The organism is Kitasatospora sp. NPDC004669 (genome assembly GCF_040609455.1).
Lineage (GTDB): Bacteria > Actinomycetota > Actinomycetes > Streptomycetales > Streptomycetaceae > Kitasatospora.
Map to the genome: position 1 here is coordinate 22,336 of NZ_JBEXKB010000082.1, position 11,586 is coordinate 33,921.

General features: G+C 71.1%; 6 protein-coding genes and 1 pseudogene. 5 read left to right on the forward strand and 2 right to left on the reverse strand.

Annotation, left to right across the window (positions count from 1 at the left end):
• The first annotated feature begins 10 nt into the window (after positions 1-10).
• The 4 genes and pseudogenes from ABZW30_RS40010 to ABZW30_RS40025 all read left to right on the forward strand — a co-directional run bounded on the left by ABZW30_RS40010 (position 11) and on the right by ABZW30_RS40025 (position 8,668).
• A complete protein-coding gene (locus tag ABZW30_RS40010; RefSeq protein ID WP_355676221.1) occupies positions 11-6,523 on the forward strand; it encodes a type I polyketide synthase in 6,513 nt (2,170 codons plus the stop codon).
• 91 nt (positions 6,524-6,614) lie between these two features.
• Complete coding sequence (locus ABZW30_RS40015; protein WP_355676222.1) at positions 6,615-7,037, forward strand: ATP-binding protein; 423 nt, start codon at positions 6,615-6,617, stop codon at positions 7,035-7,037.
• Between the two features lie 497 nt (positions 7,038-7,534).
• A pseudogene (locus ABZW30_RS40020) lies at positions 7,535-7,636 on the forward strand (helix-turn-helix domain-containing protein); the annotation flags it as partial.
• A 42-nt stretch (positions 7,637-7,678) separates the two neighbouring features.
• On the forward strand, positions 7,679-8,668 hold the full coding sequence (locus ABZW30_RS40025; protein WP_355676228.1) for an IS21 family transposase: 990 nt from the start codon (positions 7,679-7,681) through the stop codon (positions 8,666-8,668).
• On the opposite strand, the gene ABZW30_RS40030 is transcribed toward ABZW30_RS40025, so the two are convergent.
• On the reverse strand, positions 8,665-8,859 hold the full coding sequence (locus ABZW30_RS40030) for a hypothetical protein (protein WP_355676223.1): 195 nt from the start codon (positions 8,857-8,859) through the stop codon (positions 8,665-8,667). The genes ABZW30_RS40025 and ABZW30_RS40030 overlap by 4 nt on opposite strands.
• Before the next feature lie 553 nt (positions 8,860-9,412).
• On the opposite strand from ABZW30_RS40030, the gene ABZW30_RS40035 reads away from it, so the two are divergent.
• Positions 9,413-10,240 carry an IPT/TIG domain-containing protein gene (locus tag ABZW30_RS40035; protein ID WP_355676224.1) on the forward strand — a complete coding sequence of 276 codons (828 nt, stop codon included), beginning with the start codon at positions 9,413-9,415 and terminating at the stop codon, positions 10,238-10,240.
• Positions 10,241-10,686: 446 nt separating this feature from the next.
• On the opposite strand, the gene ABZW30_RS40040 is transcribed toward ABZW30_RS40035, so the two are convergent.
• Entirely contained in the window at positions 10,687-11,184 is a 498-nt protein-coding gene (locus ABZW30_RS40040; protein ID WP_355676225.1) for a hypothetical protein, read from the reverse strand.
• Positions 11,185-11,586: the final 402 nt, after the last annotated feature.

The following is an 11,586-nucleotide window of genomic DNA, read 5'->3' on the forward strand; positions in this document are numbered from 1 at the left end:
AGGAGACCACGTGATAGGCCACGCAGAGAACCCGAGAGCCGCTGATACCCACATCGCCATCGTCGGCATGGGATGCCGACTTCCCCGCGACATCGACTCGCCCGCCGCGCTGTGGCGGCTGCTCGAAGCCGGCCAGGACGCGGTCGGCGAACCGCCGATAAGCCGGGCGGGGCACGTGGCTGCCGCCCCGGCCCACGCCACCGGGCCGATGCCGCTGTGGGGGGGCTACCTTCGCGACGTCGCCGGTTTCGACGCCGACTTCTTCGGGGTCTCGGGCAAGGAGGCCGACGTCCTGGACCCCCAGCACCGGCTGCTCCTGGAAGTGACGTGGGAGGCGCTCGAACACGCCGGACTCCCCCCGGAGCGACTGGCGGGAACCTCGACGGGACTGTTCTCGGGCCTGAGCTACACCGACTACATGGAGGCCCTCTCCGGCCAGCCCCGTGAACTCGAGGGCGCGATCCTGACCAACGGGCACTGCGTCGCCCCGGGGCGCATCTCCTACCTGCTGGGCCTCCAGGGCCCTTGCGTGGCACTGGACACCGCGTGCTCGTCCTCGCTCGTGGCGGTCCACCTGGCCTGTCAAGCCCTGCGGAACGACGAGTGCGATCTCGCGCTGGCCGGCGGCGTCACCCTCATGCTCGGCGCCAGGACGACGATGTCCTTCGCCCGTATGGGGATGCTCTCGCCCACCGGTCGCTGCCGGACCTTCGACGCGGCCGCGGACGGCTTCGTACGCGGCGAAGGCTGCGGCGTCGTCGTCCTCAAACGCCTCGAAGACGCGCTACGGGACGACGACCGCATCCTGGCCCTGGTCCGAGGCTCGGCCGTCAACCAGGACGGCCGCTCCGACGTCCTGGCCGCGCCCTCCGCCGAGGCCCAGCAGGCCCTCTACCACCAGGCCCTCTCCCGATCCGGAACCGACCCGCGCGACGTGGGCCTGGTGGAAACGCACGGCACCGGCACACCCGTCGGCGACCCCGTCGAGTTCTCCAGCCTGGCCGCGGTCTACGGCGTGGGGCAGGGGCGCTGCGCGCTGGGTTCGGTGAAGACGAACGTGGGCCACCTGGAACCGGCGGCCGGCGTCATCGGCCTGATCAAGACAGTGCTCTGCCTCCAGCGCGGGCTCGTCCCGCCCAACCTGCACTTCACCCGGTGGAACCCGGCCATCAGCGCCGAAGGCACCCGCCTGTTCGTCCCCACCGCCCTGTCCGCCTGGCCCACCCGGACGGCCTCGCGACTGGCCGCGGTGTCCTCCTTCGGCTTCTCCGGGACCAACGCCCACGTGATCCTCGAACAGGCCCCCGCCCGCCGCCGCACCGTCGTCCTCTCCGGCGGTCCCACCGCCGGCACCCCCACACGCGCGGCCGCCGTCCCCACCGACGCCCCGCCATCGTGGGCGCGGGTCACCTCACCCCACGTCTTCCTCCTGGCCGCCGGCTCCCCGGACGCACTGCCCACCGCCGCCGCACGCCTGGCCCACTGGCTGGAGACCGACGGAGCCGCCACCCCCCTGTACGACATCGCCCACACCCTCGCCCTGCGCCGCTCCCCCGGGCACGGCCGGCTCGCCGTGGTGGCCGACTCCCGCCGTGACCTGACGCACGCCCTGCGTTCCTTCGAAGCCGGTCGAGCCCACCCCGGCGTCGTACGCGGCCACGTGGGCGCGGGCGTCAGCCGCCGTCCCGTCTGGGTGTTCTCCGGTCAGGGCTCGCAGTGGCAGGGCATGGGGCACGGCCTGCTCCACCACGAGCCGGCCTTCGCCGAGACCCTGGCCGAAGCCGATGCGCTGATCACCGCCGAAACCGGGTTCTCCGTTCTGCGAGCCGTCCGCGACCGCGAACACATCAGCGGCTGCGGCCACGTGCAACCCGCGTTGTTCGCCCTGCAGGTCGCCCTGGCCGCCGTCTGGCGCGACCACGGGGTCGAACCGGCCGCCGTCATCGGCCATTCCATGGGCGAGGTCGCGGCCGCCGTCACCGCCGGAGCACTCACCCTGGCCGACGGTGCCCGCGTCATCTGCCGACGATCCGCTCTCCTCACCCGCATCGCCGGATCGGGCGCCATGGCGAGCGTCGGCCTCGACAGCGCGACCGTCCAGAACGACCTCGCCGCCATCGGCGACGACACGGTGTCCGTGGCCGTCGTCGCCGCGCCCGGTTCGACCGTCGTCGCCGGCACCGTGGCCGCCATCCGGCACCTGACCACCACCTGGCAGGCCCGCGGAGTCGTGGCCCGCATGATCGACGTCGACGTCGCCTCGCACTGCCCCCAGGTCGACCCGCTGCTCGCGGACCTCGCCACCGCGCTCGCCGAGCTCACCCCCAGCCGACCGACCATCCCCTTCTACACCACCGTCCTGGACGACCCCCGCGACACCCCGATCTTCGACGCCGCCTACTGGTGCGCCAACCTACGCCGCCCCGTACGCTTCAGCGCCGCCGTGGCCGCAGCCGCCGCCGACCGCCACCAGGTGTACCTGGAGATCTCGCCCCACGCCGTCGTCACCCGCCCCCTCGCCCAGAGCCTGACCGGCCTGCTCCACGAACCCGTGATCCTGCCGACACTGCGCAAGGGGGAAGACGACCGCACCACCTTCCGCACACAGCTCGCCGCCCTGCACTGCGCGGGAGTCGGCGTGGACTGGTCCCGCCTCTACGCCGCGGGCCGCCTGACCGACGTACCTGCGCTGACCTTCAACCGTCGACCCCACTGGACCGACATCACCCCGCCCCGGGCGGCCTCCCAGCGCACCGAAGGCGCACCCGCCGCCCTGCCGGGCACACACACCCAGGTGCCCGGCGACCAACCCCGCCACACCTGGCACGCCGACACCGGCACCGACGTCCTGCCCTGGATGGCCGACCACCGTGTCCACGGCCGACCGGTCCTGCCCGGCGCCGCCTACTGCGCCCTGGCCCTGACCACGGCCGGCGAGGTCTTCCACGGCGCCGCGCACGACGTCGAAGCAACCGACATCCACTTCCGCGAGCTGATGCACCTCGACGCCCGCACGCCCATCGGCACGACCGTCACCCTGACCGGCGCCGACCGCGCCGACTGCGAAGTCTTCGGTCAGGACGAGGACGGAACCTGGGTACGGCAGGCCACCGCGGTTCTGCGTCGCGTGGACGCCGCCCCCCGGACATCGGCGTCCTCCGTGGCTGCGCTGACCGCCGACCACCCCGTCGTCCTGGATCCGCACGCCCTCTACGCGAGTCTGCGCGCGCGAGGCCTGGAGCACGGCCCGGCCTTCAGCGGCGTCACCGAGCTGCACACTTCCGCCCAGGGCGACAGCTTCTGGGCTCGCGTGACGCTGCCGGACGCGGCACGGACCGCCCACCACGGCCTACGGATCCACCCGGTCCTCCTGGACCTGTGCGCCCAACTCGTCGTCGCCGGCCTGATCCGCGAACCGGGCCACGGCCTGGTGCTGCCCGTCCACATGCACGCCGTGCGCATCCTCGCAGCCCCCGAAGGCGCCCACTACGCGCACGCCCGGCTCACCCACAACGCCACGGACAGCATCGTCGGAGACGTGCGGCTGCTGGACGAGGCGGGAAACCCCCTCGTCGAGATCGACGCACTGCGCTTCGTACGCCACGGCGCGCGGGCCGACGAAACCGTCGACCGGTGGTTCCTCGAAACCCGCTGGCAGCCCGTGGAGCGCCGGGAGAACCCCGGACCGGCCGGCCCGGGACCCTGGCTCGTCATCGGCGAGGCGGACGGATCCGCCCGGGCACTGGCAGGCGCCCTCGAGCGCGCCGGAGCACGCACCGAAGTCCTCGACACTGCCGTCGACGGCGCCACCCTCCAGCCGCTCAAGCAGGCCGTCGCCCGACACTGGGACTCAACACCCGCACCATGCGCCGTGGTCCTCCTGTCCGCGCCGTCCGCGCCCGAGGACGACGCCGCCGCGATCGCACTGCACCGTACCCGCCGCCTGCTCGCCGCCGCACAGAGCGCGATCGCGCGCAGCGCGCCCACACGCCTGTTCGCCGTCACCCGATCCGCCCACGATCCAGAGCCAGGGCAACCCTCCGACCCCGCCCAGAGCGCCCTGCGCGGACTCGTGCGCGTCCTGACACACGAACACCCGGAGCTGCGGGCGACCCTCATCGACACCGACCCAGCCGACGTCGACCTGCACCGACTCGCGGCCGAACTCCTCACCGACCCCCCCGAGGACGAGATCACCCTGCGCGGTGACACCCGCCACATCGCCAGGCTCGCCTACACCCCTCTGTCCGAAACCGAACGCGCCACCGCCGTCACCCGCACCGTGCGCTACGGCGCCGACCGCTTCCAGCTCCACGCAGGGCGGCTCGGCGACCTCGACGCCCTGCGCCTGACCACCACTCCACGACGTGCTCCCGGCCCCGGTGAGGTCGAACTGCGCCTCCACGCCGCAGGCGTGAACTTCCGCGACGTGCTCACCGCCATGGGCATGCTGGCGACCGACGACGAAGCGGGCTACCGCATCGGCTTCGAAGCCACCGGCGTGATCACCGCCGTCGGACCGGGCGTCAGGCACCTGCGCGCCGGCGACAGCGTCCTCGCCGTCGACGTGCGGGGCGGCCTCTTCACCACCTTCACCACCGTGCCCGTCGCTGCCGTCGCCCCCATCCCGGCGGGCCTGCCCGCCGATACGGCCGCCGGGCTGCCCGTCGCCTACCTCACCGCCTGGTACGCACTGCGCCACGTCGCCAGGCTCACCAGCGGGGAGCGTGTCCTGGTCCACAGCGCCACCGGCGGGACAGGACTGGCCGCGATCGCGGTCGCACGGCGCCTGGGCGCTGAAGTGCTCGCCACCGCCGGCAGCGAGGACAAGCGCCGATACCTGCGCGCGATGGGCATCCGGCACATCATGGACTCCCGCTCACTGGACTTCGCCGAGCAGACCCGCGCCGCCACCGCCGGAGAAGGTGTCGACGTGGTCCTCAACTCCCTCTCCGGACCTGCCATCAGGGCCGGACTCGAAACGCTGCGCCCCTTCGGCAGGTTCGTCGAGCTGGGTGTACGCGACATCCTCGCCGACACCCCGCTGGGTCTCGCACCGCTACGGCACAACATCACCATGAGCACGGTCGACCTCGTCGAGCTCCAGCACGCCCGCGCGGACACCTTCGCCGAGCTGCTGGGTGAGGTCCTGGCCGAATTCGACCAAGGCAACCTGGCCCCGTTGCCGTGCGGGACCTTTCCGCTCGCGCAGGCCGCCGACGCCTTTCGCCTCATGGCCGGTGCCGGGCACATCGGCAAACTGGTCCTGACGGTACCCGGCGAAGGCCAGACCACCGCCGTACTGCGCGACCCGCCCTCGCCGGTGCGAGCGGACGGCGCCTACCTCATCACCGGAGGCCTGCGCGGCGTCGGCCTCGCCACGGCCCACTGGCTGGCAGGCCAAGGCGCCGCCCACCTCGTACTCAACGGACGCACACCGCCCTCGGCCGACACCGAACGGGTCCTCGACGGACTGCGCGAACAGGGGGCCCGCATCAGCGTCGTGCTCGGCGACATCGCGCAGGCCGGCATCGCCGAGCAACTGGTGGCCGAAGCCACCGCCGACGGCGGGACACTGCGCGGCGTCATCCACGCCGCGATGGTCCTCGACGACGCCGCGGTGTCCAACATCACCGACGACCAGCTGGAACGCGTCTGGCGTCCCAAAGTCACCGGCGCCTGGCGTCTCCACCAGGCCACCACGGGACTGCCACTCGACTGGTTCGTCCTCTATTCCTCCATGGCCTCCCTGCTCGGCAACCCGGGCCAGGGCGCCTACTCGGCCGCCAACGCATGGCTCGACGCGTTCGCCACCTGGCGCACCGCCCTGGACCTGCCCACGTTGGCCGTGAACTGGGGCCCCTGGGGCGAAACCGGGGTCGCCACCGACTTCGCGACCCGCGGCTACCAGACCATTCCCACCGCCGACGGACTCAAGGCCCTCGCGGCGCTCCTGACCCACAGCCGCGTACGCACCGGCGTCATCCCCGGCCCGCCGGACACCTGGATCCCCTCGGCCGGCCGAACGTCATCGCTGTTCGCCCACCTCACGCCCGAGGCGCCCGACACCTCCGTGCAGCCGGTCGGCCAGGATGCGGCACGCGACATCCGACGCGAGCTGCGGGCCGCGGAACCCGGCCTCGCCCGCCGCACGATCCTCGAGGACTACCTGGCCGAACACATCCGCACCGTCCTGCGGCTGGGGGCCAGCACCCTGGATCCGCAGACCCCGCTGAATGCACTCGGGTTCGATTCCCTGCTCCGCATCGAACTGCGAACCCGACTGGAAGCCTCGCTCGACGTCAGGCTCGCCGGTGACTTCGTCGCGGGCCACCCCACTCTGGCGGCTCTCGCCGACGGCCTCGCACAGCACATCGGCATCGGTCTGACCACCGACGCCCCACCGGATTCCCCCGGTGACGCCGTGCCCCGAGCCGTGGACCTCATCGCTCCCCGCTCGCCGAAGTCGCACCAGCCGCCGGACTCCACAGCCGACACCGGGCCGCTGAGGAAGAACTCATGAGCCCACTGCGGGCCGTCGGCGCACCAAGCCACTGCCGGACCGCGAAGCACGGGATTCCGCCTTCGCCGGGGGAGGGAACCAGGGGACGACCATGACCTCGACAGACCTGCCACGCCTGGACGCGGATGACATGCAGCGGCGACGCCTCACCATGTTCGTGTTGCCGGAGCCCCACTGCGTGCGGCCCGTGCGCCACGCCGTGAAGGCCATTCTCATTCACTGGGAGATGGCACACCTCACCGACGACGCCGAACTCCTGACCACCGAGCTTCTGACGAACGCGATCCAACACACCGATAGCGAGCAGCCGATCAGGGTGACGATCGCGCTCGAGCAGCGGTGGCTCGCGATCGGTATTCGGGACCGCTCCGCGAGCGCTCCCCAGGCGCACCAGGCAACCTCCTGTCAAGAAGGCGGACGCGGGCTGCTTCTGGTGGAGAGCATTGCCGGCGCGTGGGCGTACCGTTTCCATCTCGACGGAACCAAGACGGTTTCCTGCCGACTGCCGTTGTGAGGCTGCGCGCCGTCTCCCGCGCCCACCACCGCCGGCCGCACGGCAACCCCGTGCGCTGTCGCGCGACGGGGGGACGGAACCCCACCGGCGGCGCCAGTTCCGAAGACGGCGAGGAGATCGGGTGGGCCCGGTGATTCGGGCTTCCGGCGTCACCGAACCTGCCGCATGAACGATTCGGTGCCAATCCTCACGTGCGCGCGATTCGAGCGTCCTTTAATATGCAGTTCTCGCAACGCTCTGCAGAATCCCCGGAATGCGAGGTGGTTATGTTGTGAAGTCAGGAGTAAATTCCGGGCGGGGCGGCGGTGAACTCCCGTATCTCGAGCGAGGAAGCAGTGAACCCCCGCTCTCTGAAATTCCCATGGGAATATCCAAAAAGAAACGTTTCCGCCCCTTGAGCGGTTCTGTTGCGTGCTATATTTTTTCGACCGTGCCTGGCGGCCGCCACTAATTCAAGGAGCTTTGCGGCGGCGAAGTCTGATAGCTAGGGGGTTCGGATGCTCAGCGCAGAGGAACACAAAGAGGTTCTCGCCTTGCGCCAGCAGGGCTGGTCCATCTCTGCGATCGCCCGATTCCTGGGCCGTGACCGCAAGACTGTCAGGGCCTACCTCAACGGAGAGCGGACCGTAGGGGTCCGAGCGGTGACCCGTGACGAGTTCCTGCAGTTCGTCCCGTACTGCCAGCAGCGCCTCGACGACGATCCGCACCTGCAGGCGAAGGTGCTCCACAGCGAGATCGTCGAGCTGGGCTACAACCGCGCCTACTCGACCTTCACCCGCGCCCTGCGCAGGCACCTGACGCGGCCGCGCTGCGGACCGTGCCACCGTGGGAGGGCCGGCCCCGGCTGCGGCACCCTGGAAGACGTGCAGTTCGACTGGGTACGGCTCCCGACCGCGCCGGTCGGATGGGACGGCGGGCGCGAGACCTACCTGCTCATGGGTTCGCTCACGCGATCCGGCCGCTGGCGGGCCGCCTTGGCCGACACCGACGACCTCCCGCACTACGTGGAAGCCCTGGACCAGGTGCTGCGTCGCCTCGGCGGCACCGGCGAGCGCTGGCTGTTCGACCGGACCCCGCCGGTCTGCTCCACGGCCGGCAAGGTGACCGCCGTCTTCCACGAGATCGCGATCCACTACGGTGCCTCCATCGCGATCCGCCCGCAGATGGGAGCGCCCGGCCCCGTCGTCCGCGCCCACCGCTCCGTCGTCCTTCACTGGTGGAACACCGCGGCCGACGAACTCGGCGTGCAGGCGGCCCAGGACAGCCTCGACCGCCTGACCGAGCGCTCGGACGGTCGGCATCGACGGGTGAGTTGCAACGCCCGAGCCCTGCTGCCGCTGCCCTCGAAGCCGTTCCCGGCTCGCATCGGCGTTCAGCGCAGGGTCGATCCTCACGGACTCGTGTCGTTCGAGGGCAACTTCTACCTGCTCCCCCCGGGTCTCGCTGGTAACGAGGTGGGGATCCGCCGACGGCTGGACGAACCCCACCTGTCGATCACCACCACTCGCGGGGCGGTCATCGCCCGCTTCCCGAGGGCTCCGAGGGGGGCCGGCCGGACGGTCACCGAGCACAGTGGCCCGATCACCTTGGAACGGCCCAACCGGACCCCCGGCGCCGGGGCGCGCGCCTAGGCCTGTCCGGCGGCGGGAAGAACGCGTCGTCCCCGGTGCCGGGCCGCGATGGACGAGGACCGAGCCCTTTCCCGGCGCGACGACCAGCAGTGGGAGACACGGGTGTTCAGCTGCTCCCACACCGGCACGATCGGCGCCTTGACCAGGTGGTGCACACCGTCGAGCAGGCCGATGTAGTCGCGTTCGGACACGCGGCGACGCTCACCCCTGCGCCCGCTGTGGCGCGAATCCCATGTCCGGGCCCGCTTCCACGGCGACGCGAGTGGGCGGCGCCTCGACGCTTCGTCCGGCCATGCCGGTGGGGTCCGGCATCCGCGATGGGCGTGTGCGGACATCTCGTTGCGCTGGGCCTTTTGGGTGACTATTCGTCAATGTTGTTGCTTCATATCCATTCTTTCGGGTTAATGATGATGTCTGAACCGGCGGGCCGCCCATCCCCGTGCCGGGAAGCTCAGCTGGCGGCCCGTCCGTTGTTCCAGCCCCCTCCGCTCGGACACCGGGGCTGATCGGTTCGAGCCAGCCCGGTGTCAGCTCGCCGGCACTTGCCGATGCCACCGGTCCGGACATCCCGTAGTCGCGACGGAGTCGGTACCCGCGGCTCGGATTCTCCCGTCCTTCGGACTCGCTGCCGGGCGCAGTGCGCCGGGTCGGGGCAGTGGCCGGACAGCCGACAGGACCGGGGCCGGGCGGCATGGCCGAAGGTCCACCCGGCCGCCATCACCGTTCTCACACAGGAGACACATCGTGAACGCAACCGTGCACGCGGCGTCGTTGGCGCCGAACCTCACGCTTCCCTGGCCGCTGCCGCCCGTGCTGTTCGCGGACAGCCCCAACGCGGGGCCCGTGGGCGGCGGCAACACCGTCACCCTCACCGGTCTGGGCCTCAACGCCGCCACCCAGGTTCTCTTCGGAGAGACTCCGGCCACCATCGTGGCCGGTGACGTCCTCGGCTTCAGCCTCGTCGTCGTGGCCCCGCCCGGGAAGGGCACGGTGGCGGTGACCGTCACCACCCCGAACGGCACCAGCAACCCTGTGGCCTACACCTATGTGGTGGTTTCGCCGCCGCCCGTGCCCAACCCCACAGCCATCACGCCCGTCTCCGGCCCGATCGCCGGCGGTACCGTGTTCGTCATCGTCGGTACCGGGCTCGCCGGGGCGAGCGTGACCTTCGGCGGCACCCCGGCCACCGTGCTGGCCAGTACCGCGAACGTGATCGCGGGCCTGACCCCGGCGCACGCCGCGGGCAACGTCGCCGTGGTGGTGACCACCGCCGGTGGATCGGCGAGTGTTTTGGGCGGCTTCACCTACCTCGCGCCCGCGCCGCCGGTCGTGACTGCGGCCATCACTCCGGTGGTCAGTATCCCGGCGGGTGGTGGCGCGTTCACCATCGGGGGTACCGGCCTCACGGGTGCGACCGTGACCTTCGGGTCGACCGTGGCGTCGCTGACCACCAACACCGACACCGTCATCACCGGCGTCATCCCGGTCGGTACCCCGAGTACCACCGTCACCGTCACGGTGACCACCCCGGGTGGCTCGGTGTCCGCTGGAACCATGACCTACACCGCCTGATCAACCCGGCGGCGCTGCCGGCCTTCGGATGACAATCCGGGGGCCGGCTACCCGCCTTGGTGCGCTGATCCTCTTCAGGGTGGGCACTGGTCGGGTGGCGGCCTGACGCTCGGGGTGAGGGCTGAACGGACGACGCTCCCGGGCGGTTGAGCGAGTCCGTCCGGGCCCGGCCCGCACTCTTGAGCAGTCCCTTCTCACGCGCCGTATCCAACACGTCGGTCCCCACGACCACGACCAGGTCATGAGGACCGACGTCACGCGAGGGACCGAATTGACCAACAGTGGCACTTGCGGGGGCCCTCCCTCGGGGAGGGGTCCGGCTCCGCCCCGGGCCTCGCCCTCGGAGCGCAGCACTCGGCGGCCTCGGCCGTGCCCCGGGTGTCGGGGTGGCCGGGCCGCCGGAGTCTGCCGGTGGCGGGGCATCGCGGTCGCCGCCCCGGGCCCCGCTAGGTGAGGTGGAGCGTGATGTCCGTCTCCGTGGGGTTGACATTGGTGCCGGTCACGAAACCGCGGGCGTCCCTGTAGACGCCGGTGCCGCCGGTGATCGCGAGCGTGAACTCGGTGGGGAAGCTCTGGATCACTGGGGCGAGCCCCTGGATGGCGATGTCGCCCTTGGGCAGGTGGAGGGTGATCTCGCACTCTCGCTCGTCCGGCGAAAGGCTGGTGACCGTGCACACGAAGCCGTCGCTGCCGACCTTTCGGCCGTTCTGGAAGAGCTCGTCGTTGCCGACCTGCCGGTCACCGAGGCTCAGCCCAGGCCCGTCCACCGGGATGGTGGCCGCCTGTCGCAGGAGGGCGACGAGCTTGATGACCTTGCCCTTGCCATCGCCACCGCCACCGAGGGTGTCGGGGGTCGGGGCGGCGGCATGTGCGAGTGGCGCGCAGGCGAGGACAACGGCCAGAGCGGTCCCCGCGACCGGCCCCAGTGTCTTGAAACGGCGCATTGTGTGTCTCCTGGTGAGGATTGATCGATCCACATAAGCGATGTTTCAACGCTTATGTCTTCCTGCTTATCCCATCGGTTTTGCTGCGGATCACGACCCGCCGGGTGTGCGCGGATTCCGACCCGATCGGGTCCATCGGGCGGGCGTGACCCCGGCACGGCGCAGTGAGGGTGGATCACGACCACGCCGCCGGGCCGGTCGGGTGTGTCGTGCCGCCGGTGCAACGGACGGATCGGATCGCCGGAGGCCGCTCTGCGGCTGCCGGCGGGGCCGTTCCAGGCCAACGCGAACGAGACGCTGCAGGGCTTGTCCACGTACTGATCTGAGCGCTCCAACAAGTACGGAGTTATGTGCACCACTCACTGCCGGGGCGATCATGTCTGGAACTGCTATAGCGTGCTC